Source organism: Pseudomonas sp. P65(2024) (genome assembly GCF_057480955.1).
This window is the reverse complement of record NZ_JBLIYX010000011.1, coordinates 121,513-144,483: the sequence shown is the minus strand read 5'-3', so window position 1 is coordinate 144,483 and position 22,971 is coordinate 121,513. Positions and strand designations below refer to the sequence as shown.

Sequence of the window (22,971 nt, the reverse complement as noted above, 5' to 3'; positions counted from 1 at the left end):
CCCACGCCATGGTGGGAGCGGGCTTGCCCCGCGATAGGAAGCAGCAGTATGCCAGAGCCCTCAGACGTAATCGTCGTCCGAGAAGAAGCCGCCATCGTCACCGCTGTAATCGGCATCGGCATAACCACCCTGGTCATTGCCCCAGCCACCGTTGTCCGCCACCTGACGCTGGCTGTCCTGGTCGTTCCAGCCGCCAGCGTCGCTGGCTGGCGCCGGCTCCTCCTTGATCAACTCGACGATTTCTTCAGGCTGCGAGTGATGGTTGAACAGGCTGCTGATGCCCTGGGCCAGCAACACGCCACCGGCCACGCCCGCGGCGGTCTGCATGGCGCCACCGAGGAAGCTGCTGGCGCCGCTGCGCGCCGGCGCGGGTGGCGCACCGAAACCCTGCTGCTGCGGTGGCGGGGCATACGCCTGGGGCGCCGGTTCACGCCAGCCTCCCGAGGAAGTAGGCGGCGCGGCCGGGCGCTGCGGCTCTGGATTGCGGGCTCCCGCGCCGAAGATACTGGAGAGGAAACTACCGCCACTGCTGGGGCGGCTCGCATCCACTTGCGCACGCGCCTGGCGCAGCTCGGCCTCGAGCTGCTTGTTCTGCTCGTCCAGGCGCTTGATCGCCGCCTCCTGGACCAGGATCGCCTGGGCCATGTAGTAAGGCGCCGCCGGCTGCTGGCGCAGGTGCTCCTCGATGCGCGCCTGGGCCTGGGCATCGCGCGGCTGGGCCGGGTCCTCGGCTTGCTTGAGACGGCCGAACAGGCCGTCGATCAGGGTTTGTTCTTCAGTGTTCATCGGGGCAACCTCGTGCGCTGAACAGGACATCGGACAGCGTCAAAGATGGAGGCCCGGATGTCGCGATTCAATTGTCCGGGCCATGAAACTTTTTTCAGCAAGCGGGCCGACTGGGCTAAAGTTACGCCCTGCTTTTTCTGCCATGCGATGTTGACCGATGAATCCGCTGAGCGTTCTGCGCGACTCCCTGTACTTCTTCCGCCGTCACCTGACGAGCATCCTGCAACTGTGCCTGCCGTTGGTCGTGCTTGAGGCCCTCGGCACCCAATTGCTCTACAGCCAGCTGGGCGAGCAGGCCTCGCCGGTCTACGGCATGCTTGTCAGCCTGCTGTTCTACCCGCTGTATAGCGCGGCACTGATCCTTTACCTCGACACCCGCAGCAACGGCCAGGACACCGCCAAGCGCGACCTGTTCGCCCGCGCGCTGCAGCTTTGGCCGATGCTGGCCCTGCTGATCGTGATCAGCTCGCTGCTGATCATGGCGGGCCTGGCGCTGCTGATCTTCCCCGGCGTGTGGATCATGGTGAACCTGGTGTTCGCCGAGTACCTGCTGGTGCTGCGCGGCCTGCCGGTGATCGAGTCGATGCGCACCAGTGCGCGCATGACCACTGGGCATTTCCTGCGCATCATGGTCTGCATGCTTTCGGTGCTGGCGCCATTGTGGTTGATCGACGGTCTGCTGCTGCAGTTGTTCCCCGAGCCGCAGCCTGGCGTGCAACTGGCCCTGGACAGTCTCAGCGGCTTCCTGCAGCTGTTCAGCACCGTGGTGCTGTACCGCCTGTTCATGCTGCTCGAAGGTGAAGCCGGCGCTTGAGACCGGCATTCACCAAGCGTCAGGCTTTCCTTGGCTTGGCCCTGGCCGTGGCTTCCGCCACCAGCGGATCGTCCGGCCAGTAGTGCTTGGGATAGCGCCCTTTCAGGTCCTTCTTCACTTCGGCATAGGTGGTCCGCCAGAAGTTGGCCAGGTCCTGGGTCACCTGCACCGGCCGGCGCGCCGGTGACAGCAGGTGCAGTTTGACCTGCTGGCGGCCATTGGCAATGCGCGGGGTGTCGGCCAGGCCGAACAGCTCCTGCAGGCGCACGGCAAGGATCGGTGGCTGCTCGCTGTAATCCAGGCGAATGCTGGAGCCCGAGGGCACGGCCAGGTGCGATGGCGCCATCTCGTCCAGACGCTGGGGCAGCGGCCAGGGCAGCAGGTTGCGCAGCATCGAGGGCAGGTCCAGGTTGGCGAAGTGGCTCAGCCGCGACACCTTGCCCAGATAAGGTTGCAACCAGTCTTCCAGGCTGGCGAGCAAGGCTTCGTCGCCCAGATCGGGCCACTCGCTGCGACCGTCCTTTTCCAGATCCAGCTGACGCAGCAGCGCGACGCGGGCCTGCCACTGGCGCAGTTCCGGGGTCCAGGTCAGCAGGTTCAGGCCCTTGCGCCGCACCAACCCCAGCAATGCCCTGGCCCGTGCGTCGTCATCCAGCCCCGGCAACGGTTCACGGCTGAGCACCAGCTCACCGACCTTGCGCTGGCGCTCGGCGCGCAGCACCTGTTCACGTTCGTCCCAGTCGAGCAGGTCGAGTTGCTCCACCTGCTCGGCCAGCACACCGTCGAACAGCGCCGGATCGAATTCGGCGGCCAGGTAGATGCGTTCCTCACGCTGTCCCTGGCGGCTGCCCAGGTCGGCAATCACCAACCACGGGCTTTTCATCAGCGCATCGGCTTCGGCGAACAACGCCGCCCGGCCATTGGCCAGGCGGTACTCGGCGCCGCCTTCGCGACGCTGCTGCGCCACCCGGTCGGGGTAGGCCAGCGCCAGCACGGCGCCCAGCCAGCGGGGATGGTCGGGGTCGGCGACCGGGCTGCGCGGTTTGCCACGCAACTGGCCGCGGTACTGCCGAGCCAGTTGCCGGGCGCGCTGCACGCCGCCCTGCCCGCCACGGGAGGCGCGGCTTTCACCGCTGAGCAGCGCCAGCCGGTTGTGCAGGTCGGCACCGCCGCCGCGCAGGATGTCGCGCTCGCCCAGCAGCGCGGCGACATCGCAGGCCATGTCGGCCAATCCGAGGTCCTGGCCGCGCAGCAGCAGATGGGCGATGCGCGGATGCGCAGGCAGCTCGGCCATGGCCTGGCCATGGGTGCTCAGGTTGTCGCGGCACCCGAGCTTGAAGGCACCGAGCCGGGCCAGCAGGTCCTGGGCCTGGCCGTAAGCAGCGGCCGGTGGCTGGTCGAGCCAGCTGAGCTGCTCCGGTGGCACACCCCAGCGCGCCAGCTGCAGGGCCAGCCCGGCCAAGTCGGCCTGGAGGATCTCGGCGCTGCCATGGGCCGCCAACTGATCGTGCTGCGCCTCGGACCACAGTCGATAGCACACGCCGGGCTCGAGGCGACCGGCACGCCCGGCACGCTGGGTGGCACTGGCGCGGGAAATGCGCTGGGTGTCCAGGCGGGTCATGCCGCTGCCGGGATCGAAGCGCGGCACCCGCGCCAGACCTGCGTCGATCACCACGCGCACACCGTCGATGGTCAGGCTGGTTTCCGCGATATTGGTGGCCAGCACCACCTTGCGTTGGCCCTTGGGCGCCGGCTCGATGGCGGCGCGCTGGGCGCTCAGCTCAAGCTCGCCGTGCAACGGGCAGAGCAGCATGTCCGGGCGCTCGCCCACGGCCTCCTGCAGGGCCTGGTGCACGCGGCGGATCTCGGCCTGCCCGGGGAGGAACACCAGCAGGCTGCCGGACTCGTCGGCCAAGGCCTGGAGCACGCAGTCGACCACCCGCGGCTCGACGAACTCGCCAGGCTGCCAGGGCCGGCTCCAGCGGATCTCCACCGGATGCATGCGTCCCTGGCTGCTGATGATTGGCGCCTCGTCGAGCAGGCGCGAGAGTCGCTCGCCCTCCAGGGTCGCCGACATCAACAGGATCTTCAGCGGCGGCTCGTCGCGCAGCAGCGCCCGGCCGTTGAGGCTCAGGGCCAGGGCCAGGTCGGCATCCAGGCTGCGTTCGTGGAACTCGTCGAAGATCAGCAGCCCCACCCCCTCCAGCGCAGGATCCGCCTGCAGGCGGCGGGTGAGGATGCCCTCGGTGACCACTTCGATGCGCGTGTTCGGGCCGACCTTGCTGTCCAGGCGGATGCGGTAGCCCACGGTTTCGCCGACCTTCTCGCCCAATTCGCTGGCCAGGCGCTCGGCAGCGGCACGGGCGGCCAGGCGCCGGGGCTCGAGCATGAGGATGCTCTGTCCTCGCAGCCAGGGCTCATCAAGCAGGGCCAGGGGCACGCGGGTGGTCTTGCCGGCGCCGGGAGGCGCCTCGAGCACCGCTTCGTCACGTTGGGCCAGGGCCTGGCGCAGGTCGGACAGTACGGCATCGATCGGTAATGAAATCATGGTGGTCCTCGAACAATCGACCGAGTATAACGGCGAACCGAGGCTGCCCTATCATGGTCTTAACCTCAGGCGTGCACGATTGCCGCGCCCTTGTTTGTCGTTATCTTCCGGAGATTCACATGCGCATCCCTTCCCGCGTCATCGGTGGCGCCCTGATCGCCACCTTGCTGACCCAGCTGACGGCCTGCGGCACCCTGTTCTACCCTGACCGTCGCGGCCAGATCGAAGGCAAGATCGACCCCGTGGTCGCGGCCATGGACGCCATCGGTATCCTGTTCTACGTGATTCCCGGCCTGATCGCCTTCGGCATCGATTTTGCCACCGGCGCCATCTACTACCCTGGCGGCAAGAGCGCGCAGATCGACCCGGCCAAGCTCAAGCCGGCGATCAATGCCGACGGGCAGGTCGACAGGACCAAGCTGCAGGCTATCCTGGAGAGCGAACTGGGCCAGCGCCTGCCGCTGAACGACCCGCGGCTGATCCAGCACCGCGGCAGTGTCGAGCAACTGGCCAGCTACGGCCTGGTACCCGCGGCCTGACCTGATCCGGATGATCCCCTGCGCATGACCGCCACCGCCGAACACCAACGCCTGCTGCGCCTGGCCACCCGCGCCTCGCTGAGCGTCGCCTGTATCCTGGTGCTGAGCAAGGCCGTGGCCTGGTGGCTGAGCGGCTCGGTCAGCCTGCTGGCCGGGCTGACCGACTCGGCGCTGGATGCCGCCGCCTCCTTCCTCAACCTGCTGGCGGTGCATTACGCGCTGCGCCCGGCCGATGACGACCACCGTTTCGGCCATGGTAAGGCCGAAGCCCTGGCCGGCATGGCCCAGGCGCTGTTCATCGGGGTCAGCGCGGTGCTGATCGGGGCGCAGGCGGTGGAGCGGCTGAAGTCGCCGGAGCCCCTGGGCGATACCGCGGTCGGCATCGCGGTGATGTTGCTTTCCCTGGCGCTGACCGTGGCGCTGCTGGCGCTCCAGCGCAAGGTCATCCGCCTGACCGGCTCCACCGCCGTGCGCGCGGACTCGCTGCACTACCGCTCCGACCTGCTGCTCAATGCCAGCATCCTGTTGGCGCTGCTCCTGGCCCGCTACGGCTGGCCTCAGCTCGACGCCCTGTTCGGCCTGGGGATCGCCCTGTACATCCTGTGGAGCGCGCTGCAGATCGCCCGCGAGAGCACGGCGATCCTGATGGACAAGGAACTGCCCGCCGATATCGGCGAGCGCATGCTCGAAGTGGTGCTGGCGATCCCCGGGGTAAGGGGGGTGCATGACCTGCGCACACGGGTCTCCGGCAGCCAGTGGTTCGTGCAACTGCATCTGGAGCTGCCCGGCGACATGCCGCTGCATGCCGCTCATGAACTGTGCGTGCAGGCCTCGCAGGTCATTCGCCAGCGCTATCCACGGGCCGATGTGATGGTCCACGCCGACCCGGTGTAGCCGGTTATCGCAAAAGCGCCATCAATTGATGCTGTAGCCACGCCCGCTCAGGCACGCCCCCAAGGCCCGTCGATAGTTGTCCGCCACATTGGCCGGCGGCGCATAGGTGGCGGTCGCCGGATCGAATTCCGACTGGCTCACCGCCCAGCGATGGCATTGATAGCGGTCCTGCTCCTGCTGCTCCGGCCCCTGGCCATACATCGGATAGGCGATCACATCGTAGCCGCCGCCCTGCTGCGGTATTGGCGCAGGCGCCACAGCGGGCGGGTTGACCACCACGTACTCGCGGCTGTCGGCCAGGTACTGGTAGTAGGTGTCGGCCACCAGGAAGAACAGCGCACCGCTCAGCCACACTTCACGGGCGTAGGGCGGCAGGTAGCCGACCCGCACGCCGTAGGGCGGTGTGACCACCACGTAGCCGCCGCCATGGGGGCGGTACCAGTAGCCGCCGGAGTAGAAGTAGTCCTGTCCGCGGTACGGCACCTTCCAATAGCGATCCGGGAAGCGGTCGACGGTATGCCCGGGATGGTACTGCGGCCCTGGCCCCCAGCCATTGCCATGACCATCGGGCCGACCTGACCAGTCGCCACCGGGGCGCTGACCCGGACCGCCCGCTTCCCAGTGACGGTTATCGCCGTAGCGACGGGGAATGTCCTGGTAATAGCCCTGGCGTGGCGGTTGCGTCTGACGCACTTCGTCACGCGAATTGAGCGGCGAGCCACGCCGTTCGCCACCGCCCTGCTCCTGCTGGCCACCATGACCGTCATGCCCTTCTCCAGGCCCTTCGGCCAGGGCGCCCAGGCTGATGCCCAGGCCCAGCAAACCAACACCTGCCAACCGCCAGATGCGCGAACTCATGTTGTTCCTCTCGATGCAAACACCCGCCATTATCGTCGGCAGTCTACTCCGCAGAACGCGACCGGCAGATTAAATTAGCCGACATTCTGGTGCGCCAATTGCTCAAAGGCCTGAATGGGTTGCTCGCTGGCCTGGCAAGCGTAGCCTGCGGCGCAATAAAAAAGGGAGGCCTTGCGGCCTCCCTTCGGGAATTGTCGTCCGTGCTCGGCGCTTGTGGCACCGGCTCACCTCGCGCCGTCTTCTGGACAGTGCGTAGCCCGGGGGCCTGGCGGATCCTGTTGGATGGCTGGCCGCGACCGCCCGCCTAGGGCGCGTCGCCGTGGACTGATGTCCGGGCAGTGATTCTGGTGATAAAGATAGGCCAGACGCCGGGGCAGAGGATTGCGAAGATTGCTCTGATAAATAGCGCTTGCGCAATTTTTCACTCAGGATCGATAATTCGCAGCAATCCGAACAGAAAAGGCCTTTTCCATGAGCAAGCTCGACCGCTACGACCTGAGCATCCTCGCCGAATTGCAGCGCGATGCGCGCATCTCCAACCAGGAACTGGCCGAACGCATCGGCCTGTCGCCTTCCCCGTGCTCACGTCGGGTCAAGCAGCTCGAGGACGACGGCTACATCTCGCGCCAGGTGGCCCTGCTGGACCGCAAGAAGCTCGGCCTGAGCCTGACCGCCTATGTGCTGATCGGCATGGACCGGCACACGCCCGAGCGCTTCGAGACCTTCGAGGCGGCGATTCGCAGCCTGCCTCAGGTACTCGAGTGCAGCCTGGTCACCGGGATGGACGCCGACTACCAGCTCAAGGTGGTGGTGCCGGACATGGACCACTACCAAAAGCTGCTGCTGGGCAGCCTGACCCGTATCGAAGGGGTGACCAGCGTGCGCTCGAGCTTCGTGCTCAACCAGGTGCTGGCCAGCACCGAACTGCCATTGACCCACCTGCGTTGAATCCTCGCGCGTGCAGCGTATGATCGGGGCTCAACCTGCCTGGAGTGAACCGATGGATCCCGCAGTATTCGAAGAATGGATGATGATCGTCCTGGTCACCGTGCTGATCGGTTTCATGGGCTTCATCGTCTGGGACCTGGCGAAGAAGTCCAAGGCCGGGCGCTTTGGCACGCTGATCCTGTTCTTTGTGCTGGGCCTTGGCGTGCTGGCGTTCATCATCAAGAGCGTGGTGGTGGGGTTTATCGAAGGGGTGTAGCGGCCTGACGCCCCCCTTCCTTGTAGGAGCGGCCTTGTGTCGCGAAAGGGCTGCAAAGCAGCCCCAGATTGCCGCATCAAGGCAGAAACTGCCGGGGGACGCGTGCGGCTCAAAGCTTCGCTGGCACTTCGCGCCAGCAGCCCTGCTCCAGCCCCTCGATCGTCCAGTCGCCAATCCGCACTCGCACCAGGCGCAAGGTGGGCAATCCCACCGCCGCCGTCATCCGCCGCACCTGGCGATTGCGTCCTTCACGGATCACCAGCTCCAGCCAGGCGGTCGGCACACTCTTGCGAAAACGCACCGGCGGATTGCGCGGCCACAGCTCGGGCTCCTCGAGCAGACGCGCCTGGGCCGGCAACGTGGGCCCGTCGTTGAGCTCGACGCCATCACGCAGGCGCTTTAGCTGCTCCTCGCTCGGCTCACCCTCAACCTGCACCCAGTAGGTCTTGGCCAGCTTGTGCTTCGGATCGGCGATGCGCGCCTGCAGGCGCCCGTCGTTGGTCAGCAGCAGCAGGCCTTCGCTGTCCCGGTCCAGGCGCCCGGCCGGATAGATGCCGGGGATGTCGATGAAGTCCTTGAGCGTGGCCCGCCCCTCGCCGTCGCTGAACTGGGTGAGCACATCGAACGGTTTGTTGAACAGGATCAAGCGCGGCTCGGCCGGCGGCGCCTTGGGCTGGCGACGCGGGCCGGTGGGCCGCGCCGCAGGGCGGCGCGGTGTGCTACGGGGTGGCAGGGACATGGATCCTCAGCGGAACGGCGGCTCATCGAAACTGCGCAGTTTACGCGAGTGCAGCGAGTTGAGCTCGGTACGCAGCAGATCAAGGGCGGCGATGCCGATCTTCAGGTGCTGGCTGACCGCGCGGTTGTAGAAGGCGTTGGCCGACCCCGGCAGCTTGATCTCGCTGTGCAGCGGCTTGTCGGAGACACACAGCAAGGTGCCGTACGGCACGCGCAGGCGGTAGCCCTGGGCCGCGATGGTGCCGCTTTCCATGTCCACCGCCACGGCGCGGGACAGGTTGATCAACGGACGTTCCTGGGCCCAGCGCAGTTCCCAGTTGCGGTCGTCATAGGTGAGCACGGTGCCGGTGCGCAGGCGCTTCTTGAGCTGCTCGCCACGCTCGCCGGTGACCTGCGCGGCCGCCTCCTGCAACGCCAGCTGCACCTCGGCCAGGGCCGGAATCGGGATGTTCGGCGGCACCACGCGGTCGAGGATGCCGTCGCGACGCATGTAGGCGTGGGCCAGCACGTAGTCGCCGATGGTCTGCGACTGGCGCAGGCCGCCGCAGTGGCCGATCATCAGCCAGCAGTGCGGGCGCAGCACCGCCAGGTGGTCGGTGATGTTCTTGGCGTTGGACGGGCCGACGCCGATGTTGACCAGGGTCACGCCATCGCCGTCGGCGGCGATCAGGTGGTAGGCCGGCATCTGGTAGCGGTGCCAGACCACGCTGGCGACCAGGGCCTGGGCCTCGCCGTTGTCCATGCCCTTCTCGATGACCACGTTGCCCGGCAGGACCATGCGCACGAAGCGTGGGTCCTCGCGCAACTGCTCAAGGCCATGGGCGATGAACTGGTCGACGTAGCGGTGGTAGTTGGTCAGCAGGATCCACGGCTGCATGTGCCGCCAGTCGCTGCCGGTGTAGTGCACCAGGCGGCGCAGGGAGAAGTCCACGCGGGCGGCGTCGAACAGCGCCAGCGGCAGGGTCTCGGCGCTTTCCCAGTCGTACAGGCCATCGGCGATGTTGTCGGTGGCCGCCGACAGGTCGGTGCTGGGGAACACCCGCGCCAGTTGCGCGGCGGTGATACCGCTGCCGGCCAGTTCGTCGCCCTGGTCGACCACGTAGGGGTAAGGGATGTTCTGCTCGCTGACGCCGACTTCCACAGTCACGGTGTAGTCGTGCATCAGCGGGCGCAGTTGCTCGAGCAGGTAGCCACGGAACGCCGCGGGCTGGGTGACGGTGACGCTGTAGGTGCCGTCCACCTGGACCTTGGCGTAGGCGCGGGTGGTGGCGGCGACTTCGCCCTGGCTGGAGTAGGTCAGGCGCAGTGCCGGGTAGCGGAACAACGCACGCTCCTCGTCGCCCGGCTCGGTGCGGTCCTTGAGGTAGCGCTTGAGGGCCTGGCTCAAGGCCCCGGTGGCCTGTTCATGCAGGGCCGCCAGACGGTCGACGGCCTGTTCGGGGGTATCAACGACTACAAACGCTTGGCTCACACTGGGCTTCCTGTCTTAGGGGATGCATGACAGCCATCTTGCCTGCGTTGCCGGGCAAATACACCCCCACGAGGGCGTTACCCGGCCCACGCCGGCGTGGCCCTGGCCACCAGCGCCTCGGCGTCCACGCCGCGTGGCAACGCGCCATACACCCGCCCGCCGCCGCCCAGGCGACTGCCGATGAACGCATCGCTCACCGTGGCATTGCCCGCCTCGAGCAGCAGCTTGGCCTGCAGCGCCACGGCGATGTCCTCGGTCAGTTGCCGGGCGCGGTACTGGATATCACCGGTATCGGCGAAGGCACCCTTGAGGTTGCCGATGAACGCCGCCAGCCGCGGATCGCCATGGCCGTCTCCCAACTCACAGAACAGCGCCTCGAGCACGCCCGGCTCCTTCGACAAGGCCCGCAGCACGTCCAGGCACTGCACGTTGCCCGAGCCCTCCCAGGTCGAGTTGACCGGCGCCTCGCGGTACAGCCGCGGCAGGATGCTGTCCTCGACATAGCCGGCGCCGCCCAGGCACTCGGCGGCCTCGTTGATCATCCCGGGGGCGCGCTTGCAGATCCAGTACTTGCCCACGGCCGTGACCAGGCGGGCAAAGTGCGCCTGCTGCGGGTCGTCGAGGCGGTCCAGGGCCTGGCCCATGCGCAGGCTCAGGGCCAGGGCGGCCTCGCTCTCCAGGGCCAGGTCGGCCAGCACGTTCTGCATCAGCGGCTGCTCGGCCAGCACGCGCCCGCCGACCTTACGGTGGGCGCAGTGGTGCGCGGCCTGGGTCAGGGCCTGGCGCATCAGGGCGCTGGAGCCGACCATGCAGTCGAAGCGGGTCATGGCCACCATCTCGATGATGGTCGGCACGCCGCGCCCCTCCTCGCCGATCATCCAGGCCAGGGCACCGCGGAACTCCACCTCGCTGGAGGCGTTGGAACAGTTGCCCAGCTTGTTCTTCAGGCGCTGGATGTAGAACTGGTTGCGGTTGTCGTCGGGCCGGTGGCGCGGCAGCAGGAAGCAGCTCAGGCCCTTTTCGGTCTGGGCCAGGGTGAGGAAGGCGTCGCACATGGGCGCCGAACAGAACCACTTGTGCCCCACCAGCTCATAGGGCTGGCCCGGGCCGGGCGTGCCCACCGGGTAGGCGCGGGTGGTGTTGGCGCGAACATCGGTGCCGCCCTGTTTCTCGGTCATGGCCATGCCGATGGTGACACCGGCCTTGTGCCGGTCGCCGACGTTGCGCGGGTCGTATTCACGGGCCAGGACTTTCGGCAGCCAGTAGCCGGCAAGCTCGGGTTGCAAGCGCAGGGCCGGCACGGCGGCGAAGGTCATGGTCAGCGGACAGCCGGTACCGGCTTCGGCCTGGCTGTGCAGGTAGGTCATCGAGGCCCGCGCCACATGGGCGCCGTCCCTTGGCTCGGCCCAGGGTAGCGAGGGCAGGCCGTGCTCGACGGCGGTGCGCATCAGCTGATGATAGGCGGGATGAAACTCCACCAGGTCGATACGGTGGCCATAGCGGTCATGGCTGCTGAACTCGGGTTTGTGGGCATTGGCCAGGAAACCCGCAGCCATCAGCGGACCACCGGCCAGGGCGCCGTAGGCGTCGATCCGCGATTCGGCCCAGCCGGCGCCGAACCGGCGCGACCACTCCTGCAGGGGCTGATCGAGGCGATACAGGTTGGCGCCGTCCAGGGACGGCGGCTGGTTGGTGACTTCGTGGGTTTCAGCGAACTGGTGCAGGTTCATCGGCGGCCTCCTGGATCCGGTCATGCCTGGATAACCCAGTGAAGCACCGCAGGCCCTCGAGTCAAAGTGACAAAACGGACTACATGGGGGCGCTTCGCGCCCTCAAACCCTGCGCAGTCCCTGTAACCAACGGACTCGTCAGAAGCGCTCCAGCCCCGAAACGGCACGCGTCGGCGGTATCTGCACCTGCGCCACCGCGAGGGCCAGGGTCAGCTCGAAGCGGCTGCCCAGCCCCGGCGTCGACTCATGGGACAACTGCGCACCGATCAACTCGCCCAGTTGCCGGCAGATCGACAGGCCGATGCCCAGCCCGCCGTAACTCCGGGTCATCGAGCCGTCCACCTGCGAAAAGCGCTGGTACAGCACCGCCTGGTCCAGGTCGTCGAAGCCGATGCCGCTGTCGCTGACCGTGAGGCTCAGGACCAAGCTGTCCGGCCCGGTGCGCCGGCCACGGGCCTGCACGGTGACACCGCCCTGATGGGTGAACTTCAGCCCGTTATCCACCAGGCAGGCGAGGCAGCGGGCGAGCTTCTGCGCATCGCCGACCAGGCTGTCGGGCAGGTCGGCGGGGATGTCCAGGCTCAGGTACAGGCCCTTGGCCAGCGCCTGGCTGGCATAGCCGGCGCGCAGTTCCTGGAGCAGGCGTCGCAGGCTGAACGCCATGCCCTGGTTGCGCAGGCGCCCGGCCTGCAGTTCGGTGAGGATCAGGATGTCTTCGACCATCGCCATCATGTCCTGGGCGGAACCTGTGGCGGTGCGATGGTACTGGGCCTGCTCGGCGCTCATGGGCAAGGTATGCAGCAGCTCCAGCGATCCAATCACGCCGTTCATCGGCGTGCGCAGTTCATGGGTCACGGTGGCCAGGAACTCGTCCTTGAGCCGGTTGCTACGCGCCAGTTGCAGGTTCAGTTGTTCCAGGGTGCGCCCGGTCTCGCGCAGGGTCTGTGCCTGCTGCTCGCGCAGGCTGTTGATGCGGTCGGCCAGGGCCAGCGACAGCAGCGCTACCTCCAGTGCCGAGCCGAGCTGGCTGGCGTACATGGTAATGAACACGTTGGGCAGGTAGCCCAACACCATCAGGGTGTTGACCAACCCGCCAACGAGGAAGGCGGTCCAGGCGATGATGAACCAGCGCGCCACGCGCAAACCGCGCCACCAGGCATAGAGCCCGGCGCTGAAGATACCGACGGTGAACAGCAGCGCCAACACCGTGGCCATGCGCAGCGCCACACCGTAGCGCAAGCTCACTGCCAGCACCATGACCAGCGCGCCGCCGGCCATCAACCCCTTGAGCAGGCGGTCGAAGCCCCGGCTGAGGCTGCCAAGTTGCAGGAAGTGGCGGGCGAACTGGCAGCCGAACAGCCCGGCGGCACCGATGAACAACGGAGTGGCGGCGTTGGCCCACCACGGGCTGTCGGGCCAGAAATAGGCGATGCCAGCGCCGTTGACCGACACCTGGTAGAGACCGAACGAAGCGATATAAAGGATGTAGTACAGGTAGCTGACATCACGCACGCTGAGGTAGATGAACAGGTTGTACACCAGCATCACCAGCAGCACGCCGTAAATCATGCCCAGCACGTAAAGGCGTGTGGGCTGGTCCTCCAGGTAGGCCTCGGCCGACCACAAAGTCAGCGGCGCCTGGATCGAGCCCTGGCTGTGCAGGCGCAGGTAGGCGGTGGTCGCCTGGCCGGGCTGCAGCGGCAATTCGAACAGGTAGTTGTTCTGGCGAATCTCCCGGCTGGCATAGGGCAGCGCGTCACCGGTGCGCCGGGCCAGGCGATAGGTGCCCTGAGCATCCGGCAGGTAGAGTTCCAGGTGATCCAGCGGCGGATAGGCGAGTTCCAGCAGCCACTGGCGTGGCGCAGCCGAAGGGGCGGCGGCATAGGCAAGATCGACCCGCAGCCAGAACACCGACGTGGAGTAGCCCGCATTGAGCACGTCGTCCTGATGCGCCTGGAAGCGCCCGGCGAACGCCGCGGAACTGACCTGGGCGATGCTGGCGCTGCCATCGTGGTCTTCATAGACCTGCATGTACCGACCCAGCGGCAGGCGTCCGGTGGCGTCGTCGAATTCGACCGCTCCGGCCAGCACGGGCAAGCAGCCCAGAAGCACAATCAGCAAATAGCGCATACAGCCCCAGCATGGCCTGTCCGGTCGCGTCGCGGTTGCCTCCCATCCCTTTGAGACGACGTGATCCAGCAGAACCCATTTATCGAGTTATCCGAGCACTCTAGCATAGCCTCCAGCACTGGCAATGAGCCACCCAGAATTTGAATGCAGAGGCTCTAGAATGCATATTTCAGAATATACAGCCAGGCCAAACTGACCACTTGATCAGCAATTCTCTCGCCGCGAGCGAACCGCAGAAAAAGGTTTGGTGATAAGCTCGCCGACCATGAATACCTACAGCTCCCGCCCCGTTGTCCTCTGTCTCTCCGGCCACGACCCCAGTGGTGGCGCCGGGCTGCAGGCAGATATCGAAGCCCTGATCGCCCAGGGCTGTCACGCCGCGCCCGCCGTGACCGCCCTGACCGTGCAGGATACCGTCAACGTTTCCGACTTCCGCGTGCTCGACCGCGAGTGGGTCCTGGCCCAGGCCAACGCCGTGCTGGCCGACTCCACGGTGGCCGCGGTGAAGCTGGGCATGCTCGGCTCGATCGAGATGGTCGACACCGTCGCCGAACTGCTCGGCGCCCATCCGCACCTGCCACTGGTCTGCGACCCGGTGCTGCGCGCCGGCGGCGGCGGTCGCCTGGGCAAGGACGAGGTCGGCTACGCGCTGCGCGAACGCCTGCTGCCGCTGGCCACCATTGCCACGCCGAACCTGCCGGAGGCGCGTATCCTGGCGGAACTGCCTGAAGGCACCGCGGACGAATGCGCCGAAAAGCTGCTGCCGTTCTGTAGACACCTGCTGATCACCGGCGGTCACGGCGACGAAGTGGAAATTCACAACCGCCTGTATAGCCGCGACGACCAGCAGTACACCTGGACTTGCCAGCGCCTGCCTGGCAGCTACCACGGCTCGGGCTGCACCCTGGCCAGCGCCCTGGCCGGCCGCCTGGCCCTGGGCGAAAATTTGACCAGCGCCGTGCGCAGCGCCCTGGACTACACCTGGCGGACCCTGCGCGACGCCGAACAACTGGGCAAGGGCCAGTACGTGCCGCGCCGCCTGCCCCTGGATTTCTGTTCCTGACTCGAGGCTACCCGATGACGCTCCGCGGTCTGTATGCCATCACCGACAGCCAGCTGCTCGCCGGCCGTTTTCTGAGCCATGTCGAGGCAGCACTCGAAGGCGGTGTCTGCCTGCTGCAGTACCGCGACAAGAGCGAAGACGCCGGACGTCGCCTGCGCGAAGCTGAAGCGCTGACCAAGCTTTGCGAACGCTACGGCACCCAGTTGATCATCAACGACGACGCCGAACTGGCCGCGCGCCTGGGCGTCGGCGTGCACCTGGGCCAGACCGACGGCCCGCTCACCCCGGCACGCGCCCTGCTCGGCCGCCAGGCGATCATCGGCTCGACCTGCCACGCCAGCCTCGACCTCGCGCAGCAGGCCGCCAGCGAAGGCGCCAGCTATGTCGCCTTCGGTCGCTTCTTCAATTCCGTCACCAAACCGGGCGCGCCCGCCGCCAGCGTCGAACTGCTGGAACAAGCCCGCGCCCAGGTCAAGCTGCCGATCGCCGTCATCGGCGGCATCACCCTCGACAACGCCGCCCCGCTGGTCGCCCATGGCGCCGACCTGCTGGCGGTGATCCACGGCCTGTTCGGTGCCGACAGCGCGCAGGAAGTCACCCGCCGCGCCCGCGCCTTCAACGCCCTGTTCGTTTCCTGATTTCGAGAGAAGACTCCATGTCCCGTTCCGAAGCCCTGTTCGCCCAAGCCCAGAAACACATCCCCGGCGGCGTCAACTCGCCGGTGCGCGCCTTCAAGAGCGTCGGCGGCACCCCGTTGTTCTTCAAGCACGCCGAAGGCGCCTACGTCATCGACGAGGACGACAAGCGTTATGTCGACTATGTCGGTTCCTGGGGCCCGATGATTCTCGGCCACGGCCACCCCGACGTGCTGGATGCCGTGCGCAGACAACTCGAGCACGGCCTGTCCTACGGCGCGCCGACCGCCATGGAAACCGAGATGGCCGACCTGGTCTGCTCGATCGTGCCGTCGATGGAGATGGTGCGCATGGTCAGCTCCGGCACCGAGGCGACCATGAGCGCCATCCGCCTGGCCCGTGGCTACACCGGCCGCGACGCCATCATCAAGTTCGAGGGCTGCTACCACGGTCACTCCGACAGCCTGCTGGTCAAGGCCGGTTCCGGCCTGCTGACCCAAGGCGTGCCAAGCTCGGCCGGGGTGCCGGCGGACTTCGCCAAGCACACCCTGACCCTGCCGTTCAACGACATCGCCGCCGTCGAGAAGACCCTGGCCGACGTCGGCCAGAGCGTCGCCTGCATCATCGTCGAGCCCGTGGCCGGCAACATGAACTGCGTCCCCCCGGCGCCGGGCTTCCTCGAAGGCCTGCGTACGCTGTGCGACCAGCATGGCGTGGTACTGATCTTCGATGAAGTGATGACCGGCTTCCGTGTGTCGCTGGGTGGCGCCCAGGGCCACTACGGCATCACCCCGGACCTGTCGACCTTCGGCAAGATCGTCGGCGGCGGCATGCCGGTCGGCTGCTTCGGCGGCAAGCGTGAAATCATGGGTTGCATCGCCCCGCTGGGTCCGGTCTACCAGGCCGGCACCCTGTCGGGCAACCCGCTGGCGATGGCCGCGGGCCTGACCACCCTGAAGCTGATCAGCCGCCCGGGCTTCCATGACGAGCTGAGCGCCTTCACCAGCCGCATGCTCGATGGCCTGCAACAACGCGCCGATGCCGCCGGCATCCCATTCGTCACCACCCAGGCGGGCGCCATGTTCGGCCTGTACTTCAGCGGTGCCGACGACATCGTCACCTTCGACGACGTGATGGCCAGCGATGCCGAGCGTTTCAAGCGTTTCTTCCACCTGATGCTCGACGGCGGCGTGTACCTGGCGCCAAGCGCCTTCGAGGCGGGCTTCACCTCCATCGCCCATGGCGACAAGGAACTGCAGATCACCCTGGACGCCGCCGAAAAGGCCTTCGCTGCCCTGAAGTAAATAGCTGCCCCCCCTTTGTGGGAGCTGCCTTGCCGCTCCCGCAAAGGTCAATACCATCAATAAATCCCCATGCGCAATCAGTTGGCTCCCCCAACCCAGTAGAAATCTGAGTAAAACTTTGTAAGGTAGGCGCTGCTTATCCCATAATGTGCCACCAGAGACATTGGCCGTAGCTTTGCAGAGGTAAGTCGATCCCCATGAACCGCACCGGCCGCGCCCTGACCCTGGGCTGCCTGTTGCTTCTTCAGCCTCTGCTGGCCTTGGCGGAGGGCGGAAACTCGTTGCTGATTCCAACGACGGGCCGCTGCACGCTCGATACCGCACCCGAAGACCTGCAGAACGCCCTGAAGGCCTGCGAGCAGACGGCGGAATCCGGGGATGCCGAAGCGCAGTACGAGCTGGGCGAGTTCTACTACAGCGGCACGCCGCGCCATCTCGACAAGGCGCTCAAGTGGTTCGAAAAGGCCTCGCTGCAGGGCCAGGGCCAGGCCCAGTACCGCCTGGGCTCGATGTTCTTCCATGGCGAAGGGGTCAAGGCCAATAACGTGCAGGCCTACATCCTGCTCAAGATCGCCGCGGTCAACGGCGCCGAAGACGCCCTGGACATGGCCGACGAAGTTACCGAGCAGATGCCCCGCGACGAGCTCGAGCACGCCACCCAGGTGCTCGGCCAGATCTTCCGCAAATACCTGCTGGAACTGCAGAACGCCGAAGGTCGCACGCCTTTCTCGCCCCTGCCCTGAGCCGCCCCGGCCCCTGCACGGCCCACCGGCATCACCGTTTCGTCAACTTGCCCTGCCATGATCGGCACGCGGATCGGAAGCGTCGCACCGACCCTTGATCGTTTCAGTGCTTTCGCCACTGCCACTCAAGGGTTATTCTTGAGTTCACATTCATTGCCGTCGAGCGGCTAAAAACGACCTTGAACGCACCCATACAACCCCATCGTTTCATCCTCGAACCCTTCGAGGCCCATCGTTTCGCCAACCTGTGCGGCCAGTTCGACGAGCACCTGCGCCTGATCGAACAACGCCTGGCCATCGAGATCCGCAACCGCGGCAATCAATTCGAACTGATTGGCGAACCCAAGACCACCTTCGCCGCCGAACAGTTGCTGCGCCGCCTCTATCGCGAGGCCAAGGCCACCGACCTGTCGCCGGAAACGGTCCATCTCTATCTCCAGGAGTCGACGGTCGAGACCCTCGAGAACCCGGCGGTCAACGAAGTCAGCGTTTCGCTGCGCACGCGCAAGGGCAACATCCGTCCGCGCGGCGTCAACCAGCAGCGCTACGTCAAAGAGATCCTGGCCAACGACATCAACTTCGGCATTGGCCCGGCCGGTACCGGCAAGACCTACCTGGCCGTGGCCTGCGCGGTCGATGCGCTGGAGCGCGAACAGGTGCGCCGCATCCTGCTGGTGCGCCCGGCGGTCGAGGCCGGCGAAAAGCTCGGCTTCCTGCCCGGCGATCTCGCCCAGAAGATCGACCCGTACCTGCGCCCTCTCTACGACGCGCTCTACGAAATGCTCGGCTTCGAGCACGTGGCCAAGCTCATCGAGCGCCAGGTGATCGAGATCGCGCCATTGGCCTACATGCGCGGCCGTACCCTGAACAACAGCTTCATCATCCTCGACGAGAGCCAGAACACTACCCTCGAGCAGATGAAGATGTTCCTCACCCGCATCGGCTTCGGCTCGACCGCGGTGATCACCGGCGACATCACCCAGGTCGACCTGCCCCGCGGCACCAAGTCGGGTCTGGCCCATGTGATCGAGGTGCTCAAGGACGTCCCGGGTATCAGCTTCACCCATTTCCAGCCCAAGGACGTGGTACGCCACCCGTTGGTGCAGCGTATCGTCGAAGCCTACGACCGCTTCGACGCCCGTCAGGCCAAGCCCGAGGCACCCGGCAAAGATGCTTGAACTCGACCTGCAACGGGCCACGGACGCCGCTACCCCCGATGACGCCGCCTTGCGCCGCTGGTGCGAACTTGCCCTGCGCCAGCGCAGCGCCGACTCGGAAATGACCATTCGCCTGGTCGACGAAGCCGAAGGCCGCGAGCTGAACCACACCTATCGGCACAAGGACTACGCAACCAACGTGCTGTCCTTCCCCGCCGACGTGCCCGACGAGCTGCTCGACATCCCGCTGCTGGGCGACCTGGTGATCTGCGTGCCGGTGGTCGAGCGCGAGGCCGCCGAACAGGGCAAGTCCCTGGAGGCGCACTGGGCGCACCTGGTCATCCACGGCTGCCTACACCTGCTCGGCTACGACCACATCGAAGAGGATGAAGCCGAGGAAATGGAAGCGTTGGAACGGCAATTGCTGGCGGAACTGGGTCATCCGGACCCTTACGCCGACGACGAAACCGAAACAATCACACACTGATACTGCAAGGATCACGAGTAACCGCCATGAGCGAAGACCGATCGAGCAACGGGCAGAAGTCCTGGCTGGGTAAACTGACCCAGGCTTTTGCCCATGAGCCGAAAAACCGCCAGGAGCTCCTCGAGCTGCTGCGCGAAGCCCATCAGAACAAGCTGCTCGACAGCGAAGCGCTGACCATCGTCGAAGGCGCCATTCAGGTCGCCGACCTGCAGGTGCGCGACATCATGGTGCCGCGCTCGCAGATGATCAGCATCAAGGCCAGCCAGTCGCCGCGCGAGTTCCTGCCGGCGGTGATCGACGCCGCGCACTCGCGCTACCCGGTGATCGGCGAGAGCCATGACGATGTGCTCGGCATCCTGCTCGCCAAGGACCTGCTGCCGCTGATCCTCAAGGAGAACGGCGACAGCTTCAACATCAAGGACCTGCTGCGCCCGGCCACCTTCGTGCCCGAGTCCAAGCGTCTGAACGTGCTGCTGCGCGAGTTCCGCGCCAACCACAACCACATGGCCATCGTCATCGACGAGTACGGCGGCGTGGCGGGCCTGGTGACCATCGAGGACGTGCTCGAGCAGATCGTCGGTGATATCGAGGACGAGCACGATGTCGAGGAAGACAGCTACATCAAGCCGCTGCCCAGCGGCGACTTCCTGGTCAAGGCGCTGACGCCGATCGAGAACTTCAACGGGTTCTTCGACAGCGAATTCTCCGATGACGAGTTCGACACCGTCGGCGGTTTGGTGATGAGCGCTTTCGGCCATCTGCCCAAGCGCAATGAAACCACCGAGATCGGCGGCTACCGCTTCCGTATTCTCAACGCAGACAGCCGGCGGGTACACCTGCTGCGCCTGACCCCGATCAACCGTTAAGGACGAAAATGCGCTGGATCACCCGCCCCGGCTGGCCCGGTAACCTGCTGGCCATGGCGGCCGGCGCTTCCACCCTGCTGGCCCTGGCACCGTTCGACGTCTGGCCGCTGGCCATCCTCTCCATCGCCCTGTTCTACGCCGGCCTGCGCGAACTGACGCCGCGCCAGGCCTTGGGCCGTGGCTGGTGCTTCGGCTTCGGCCTCTACGGCGCCGGCACCTGGTGGATCTACGTCAGCATGAACACCTACGGGGGCGCCTCGCCACTGCTGGCGATCGCCCTGCTGCTGGCGTTCTTCGCCTGCCTGGCGTTCTTCTTCGCCTTGCCCGCCTGGCTCTGGGCGCGCTGGCTGCGCCGCGACGAGGCGCCACTGGCCGATGCCCTGTGCTTCGCCGCCCTGTGGTTGCTGCAGGAGGCCTTCCGTGGCTGGTTCCTCACCGGCTTTCCCTGGCTGTACGCTGGCTACAGCCAGCTCGACGGTCCACTCGCCGGCCTCGCCCCGTTGGGCGGCGTCTGGCTGGTGTCCTTCGTCCTGGCCTTGAGCGCCGCCTTGCTGTGCAACCTGTACCGCCTGCGTGAACGCCGTTCGTTCCTGGCGGTCGGCGCGGTGTTGCTGGTGGCGCCGTGGATCCTCGGCCTGGCCCTCAAGGACCATGCCTGGACCCAGCCGGTGGGCGATCCGCTGAAGGTCGCCGCCCTGCAGGGCAATGTCGAGCAGGACCTGAAATGGGACCCGGCGCACGTCAATGCACAACTGGCGCTGTACCGCGACATGAGCTTCAGCTCGAAACCCGTCGACCTGCTGGTCTGGCCGGAAACCGCCGTGCCGGTGCTCAAGGACCAGGCCCAGGGCTACATCGACATGATGGGCAGCTTTGCCGCCGAACGGCACTCGGCGCTGATCACCGGGGTACCGGTGCGGCAGATGGTCCACCATCAGCGCCGCTACTTCAACGGCGTCACCGTGACCGGCGAAGGCGACGGCACCTACCTCAAGCAGAAACTTGTGCCGTTCGGTGAGTACGTGCCACTGCAGGACATGCTGCGCGGCCTGATCGAGTTCTTCAACCTGCCGATGTCGGACTTCGCCCGCGGCCCCGAGGACCAGCCCCTGCTGCAGGCCAAGGGTTACCAGGTCGCCCCGTACATCTGCTACGAAGTGGTCTATCCCGAGTTCGCCGCCAGCCTTGCCGCACGCAGCGACCTGTTGCTGACCATCAGCAACGACACTTGGTTCGGTACATCGATCGGCCCGCTGCAGCACCTACAGATGGCCCAGATGCGTGCCTTGGAGGCCGGTCGCTGGATGATCCGCGCCACCAACAACGGCGTGACGGCACTGATCGACCCGTTCGGCAGGATCACCGCGCAAATCCCGCAGTTCCAGCGGGGCGTGCTGTACGGCGAAGTGGTGCCGATGCAACAGCTGACGCCCTACCTGCAATGGCGCTCGTGGCCGCTGGCGATCGTCTGCGTGCTATTGCTGGGTTGGGCGCTGCTGGCCGGGCGGATTGCCAAGACAGTCTGATCGACACCCCCCTGTAGGAGCGGCCTTGTGTCGCGAAAGGGCTGCGAAGCAGCCCCAGCGGTCTTTGCGTCGACAATGAGATCCTGGGGCCGCCTTGCGGCCCTTTCGCGACACAAGGCCGCTCAGAGGGTGTGTACGCTGGACATCAGTAGAACAACCGATACCCCAGCAACCCCACCGCCTCGTTCAGCAACTGCCCGCTCTGCCACATGGCCCGGCTTTCCGGCAGCAACCCGGCGAACGGTCGCGCATGATCGCGCCCGAGGAAGCCCACCGGCGCCGACACCACCTCGAACCCGGCCCGCTCGAAGCTCCAGCGCGAACGCTGCATGTGCCAGGCCTGGGTCACCACCACCACGCGCCTGATGCCCAGTGGCTGCAACACCTTGGCGCTGAACTCGGCGTTTTCCCAAGTGGTGCGGCTAGCCTCCTCCTTCCAGGTGACCTTCACAGCAAAGTCGGCCAGCAGCCGGTCAGCCATCAGCTGAGCTTCACTGGGCGGCGTGCCATAGTGCAAGCCACCGCTGGTCAGCACCGGCAACCCCGAGGCCTTGGCCAGCTGGGCGGCATAGCGCATGCGCTCCAGCGCGATGTAGGTCGGCTGGTCGGTGCCTTCCCACGCTGGATCACCGCGCTCGCGCCCGGCCCCCAGGATCACGATGGCATCGGCCCTGGTCGCCAGACTCGACCATTCATCGGCCCTCAACGCTGGCTCTGTTTCAAGGGCCCGGGCAACCTGCTCGACAGTCAACGGCAGGCTCATCAACCACAAGCCCCCCAAGCCCAGGGCAAAACAGGCCGCCGCCAGACGCGGACGGCGACGGCGCCACCACCAGGCAGCCAGCAACAGCAGGAACAGGATGCCGGGCGGCATCAGCCATTGTTTGATGAAAAAGCGCAGCGGCATCACACACCTCCATGGAAGGCGTGCAGCCTAAGAGGATCGGCACCGGGCCTCAAGGGCAACCGGCGCCGATCGATGCATGCATTGCGTAAAACCGGCGCGTCGATCCGCGCCTGCAACCCTGAACGGCTATCGGAACGGCAACGTCCTGGAGCTGGCTGGAGCGCCGGAGCGCTTGCGGTCCTTGAGCCAGACGATCCTGGCCGAGGAAGGCTCCGGTTGCGGGTAGGCACCGGCACTGGCAAAACGGCTCTCCGGAAGGGTTTCCAGATAGGCCTTGATGACCTCGAACTCGGCATGACTCAGGCCACGCAACTCCAGTTCGGCAGGCATCTCGTCGCGCAATCGCACCGAGGTCCTGGCCACTTCCAGTGCCAGGCCAAGGCGGTCGATCAGGCGTTCATATAGCTCCGGCTTGTTTGCGGTTAGTTGCGACTCTCCCATCCGTTCACCTCATTGAAGGTAAGAATATCTCCCCCCACAGATGAGCTTAGCGTCACTCGCAAAAGCGACCGGGCGCCGCGACCAACGGCCCGGGCGACGGGCAATGCAATCAGGGTTTCCCACGACGCGC

The 22,971-nt window shown here is 66.1% G+C and carries 22 protein-coding genes; 13 read left to right on the top strand and 9 right to left on the bottom strand.

Annotated elements, in window-relative coordinates; all coding sequences use genetic code 11:
* Positions 1-60: 60 nt before the first annotated feature.
* Positions 61-786: a DUF2076 domain-containing protein gene (locus tag AC25MA_RS16510; RefSeq protein ID WP_236248253.1), complete on the bottom strand. Its 726-nt coding sequence runs from the start codon at positions 784-786 to the stop codon at positions 61-63.
* A 157-nt stretch (positions 787-943) separates the two neighbouring features.
* Here AC25MA_RS16510 and AC25MA_RS16505 point away from each other — a divergent pair, with 157 nt between their 5' ends.
* Positions 944-1,600 (top strand): YciC family protein, encoded by a 657-nt coding sequence (locus AC25MA_RS16505; RefSeq protein WP_028692070.1) that lies wholly within the window; start codon positions 944-946, stop codon positions 1,598-1,600.
* 19 nt (positions 1,601-1,619) lie between these two features.
* Here AC25MA_RS16505 and hrpB read toward each other — a convergent pair whose 3' ends face one another.
* Positions 1,620-4,148 (bottom strand): ATP-dependent helicase HrpB, encoded by a 2,529-nt coding sequence (gene hrpB / locus AC25MA_RS16500; protein WP_486972216.1) that lies wholly within the window; start codon positions 4,146-4,148, stop codon positions 1,620-1,622.
* 119 nt (positions 4,149-4,267) lie between these two features.
* Here hrpB and AC25MA_RS16495 point away from each other — a divergent pair, with 119 nt between their 5' ends.
* Both AC25MA_RS16495 and AC25MA_RS16490 read left to right on the top strand, forming a co-directional pair.
* Positions 4,268-4,687 (top strand): hypothetical protein, encoded by a 420-nt coding sequence (locus AC25MA_RS16495; protein WP_028690416.1) that lies wholly within the window; start codon positions 4,268-4,270, stop codon positions 4,685-4,687.
* A gap of 24 nt (positions 4,688-4,711) precedes the next feature.
* Positions 4,712-5,581 (top strand): cation diffusion facilitator family transporter, encoded by an 870-nt coding sequence (locus AC25MA_RS16490; RefSeq protein ID WP_028690415.1) that lies wholly within the window; start codon positions 4,712-4,714, stop codon positions 5,579-5,581.
* 21 nt (positions 5,582-5,602) lie between these two features.
* Here the strand turns inward: AC25MA_RS16490 and AC25MA_RS16485 are convergent, their stop codons facing one another.
* A complete protein-coding gene (locus tag AC25MA_RS16485) occupies positions 5,603-6,439 on the bottom strand; it encodes a DUF6515 family protein (protein ID WP_186597029.1) in 837 nt (278 codons plus the stop codon).
* Positions 6,440-6,910: 471 nt separating this feature from the next.
* Between AC25MA_RS16485 and AC25MA_RS16480 the strand changes: the two genes are divergently transcribed.
* Together AC25MA_RS16480 and AC25MA_RS16475 are read left to right on the top strand one after the other, a co-directional pair.
* Positions 6,911-7,387, top strand: coding sequence for an Lrp/AsnC family transcriptional regulator (locus tag AC25MA_RS16480; protein ID WP_011535815.1), 477 nt, complete (start codon positions 6,911-6,913; stop codon positions 7,385-7,387).
* Positions 7,388-7,439: 52 nt separating this feature from the next.
* Positions 7,440-7,643, top strand: coding sequence for a DUF2788 domain-containing protein (locus tag AC25MA_RS16475; RefSeq protein ID WP_028690413.1), 204 nt, complete (start codon positions 7,440-7,442; stop codon positions 7,641-7,643).
* A 109-nt stretch (positions 7,644-7,752) separates the two neighbouring features.
* Here the strand turns inward: AC25MA_RS16475 and AC25MA_RS16470 are convergent, their stop codons facing one another.
* From AC25MA_RS16470 to AC25MA_RS16455, 4 genes are all read right to left on the bottom strand, one after another.
* Positions 7,753-8,382, bottom strand: coding sequence for a pseudouridine synthase (locus AC25MA_RS16470; RefSeq protein ID WP_069016277.1), 630 nt, complete (start codon positions 8,380-8,382; stop codon positions 7,753-7,755).
* Between the two features lie 6 nt (positions 8,383-8,388).
* A complete protein-coding gene (amn, locus tag AC25MA_RS16465) occupies positions 8,389-9,852 on the bottom strand; it encodes an AMP nucleosidase (protein ID WP_028690411.1) in 1,464 nt (487 codons plus the stop codon).
* 77 nt (positions 9,853-9,929) lie between these two features.
* Positions 9,930-11,582 carry an acyl-CoA dehydrogenase family protein gene (locus AC25MA_RS16460; RefSeq protein ID WP_028690410.1) on the bottom strand — a complete coding sequence of 551 codons (1,653 nt, stop codon included), beginning with the start codon at positions 11,580-11,582 and terminating at the stop codon, positions 9,930-9,932.
* A 138-nt stretch (positions 11,583-11,720) separates the two neighbouring features.
* Complete coding sequence (locus AC25MA_RS16455; RefSeq protein WP_486972215.1) at positions 11,721-13,712, bottom strand: sensor histidine kinase; 1,992 nt, start codon at positions 13,710-13,712, stop codon at positions 11,721-11,723.
* Between the two features lie 265 nt (positions 13,713-13,977).
* On the opposite strand from AC25MA_RS16455, the gene AC25MA_RS16450 reads away from it, so the two are divergent.
* The 8 genes from AC25MA_RS16450 to lnt all read left to right on the top strand — a co-directional run bounded on the left by AC25MA_RS16450 (position 13,978) and on the right by lnt (position 21,493).
* Positions 13,978-14,775 carry a hydroxymethylpyrimidine/phosphomethylpyrimidine kinase gene (locus tag AC25MA_RS16450; RefSeq protein WP_182323807.1) on the top strand — a complete coding sequence of 266 codons (798 nt, stop codon included), beginning with the start codon at positions 13,978-13,980 and terminating at the stop codon, positions 14,773-14,775.
* Positions 14,776-14,789: 14 nt separating this feature from the next.
* A complete protein-coding gene (gene thiE, locus AC25MA_RS16445; protein WP_028690407.1) occupies positions 14,790-15,413 on the top strand; it encodes a thiamine phosphate synthase in 624 nt (207 codons plus the stop codon).
* A 17-nt stretch (positions 15,414-15,430) separates the two neighbouring features.
* Positions 15,431-16,714 carry a glutamate-1-semialdehyde 2,1-aminomutase gene (gene hemL, locus AC25MA_RS16440; RefSeq protein ID WP_028690406.1) on the top strand — a complete coding sequence of 428 codons (1,284 nt, stop codon included), beginning with the start codon at positions 15,431-15,433 and terminating at the stop codon, positions 16,712-16,714.
* Between the two features lie 197 nt (positions 16,715-16,911).
* Positions 16,912-17,457 carry a tetratricopeptide repeat protein gene (locus tag AC25MA_RS16435; protein ID WP_050707046.1) on the top strand — a complete coding sequence of 182 codons (546 nt, stop codon included), beginning with the start codon at positions 16,912-16,914 and terminating at the stop codon, positions 17,455-17,457.
* A 179-nt stretch (positions 17,458-17,636) separates the two neighbouring features.
* Positions 17,637-18,635 carry a PhoH family protein gene (locus AC25MA_RS16430; RefSeq protein ID WP_028690404.1) on the top strand — a complete coding sequence of 333 codons (999 nt, stop codon included), beginning with the start codon at positions 17,637-17,639 and terminating at the stop codon, positions 18,633-18,635.
* Positions 18,628-19,101, top strand: a complete 474-nt coding sequence (gene ybeY / locus AC25MA_RS16425) for an rRNA maturation RNase YbeY (protein ID WP_028690403.1) — start codon at positions 18,628-18,630, stop codon at positions 19,099-19,101. Before AC25MA_RS16430 ends, ybeY begins: the two co-directional genes overlap by 8 nt.
* Before the next feature lie 26 nt (positions 19,102-19,127).
* Entirely contained in the window at positions 19,128-19,967 is an 840-nt protein-coding gene (locus tag AC25MA_RS16420; RefSeq protein ID WP_028690402.1) for a CorC family transporter, read from the top strand.
* Positions 19,968-19,975: 8 nt separating this feature from the next.
* On the top strand, positions 19,976-21,493 hold the full coding sequence (lnt, locus tag AC25MA_RS16415) for an apolipoprotein N-acyltransferase (RefSeq protein WP_088851644.1): 1,518 nt from the start codon (positions 19,976-19,978) through the stop codon (positions 21,491-21,493).
* 145 nt (positions 21,494-21,638) lie between these two features.
* On the opposite strand, the gene AC25MA_RS16410 is transcribed toward lnt, so the two are convergent.
* Positions 21,639-22,400, bottom strand: coding sequence for a YdcF family protein (locus tag AC25MA_RS16410; RefSeq protein WP_062361959.1), 762 nt, complete (start codon positions 22,398-22,400; stop codon positions 21,639-21,641).
* Between the two features lie 126 nt (positions 22,401-22,526).
* On the bottom strand, positions 22,527-22,841 hold the full coding sequence (locus AC25MA_RS16405; protein ID WP_028690399.1) for a hypothetical protein: 315 nt from the start codon (positions 22,839-22,841) through the stop codon (positions 22,527-22,529).
* Between the last annotated feature and the right edge of the window lie 130 nt (positions 22,842-22,971).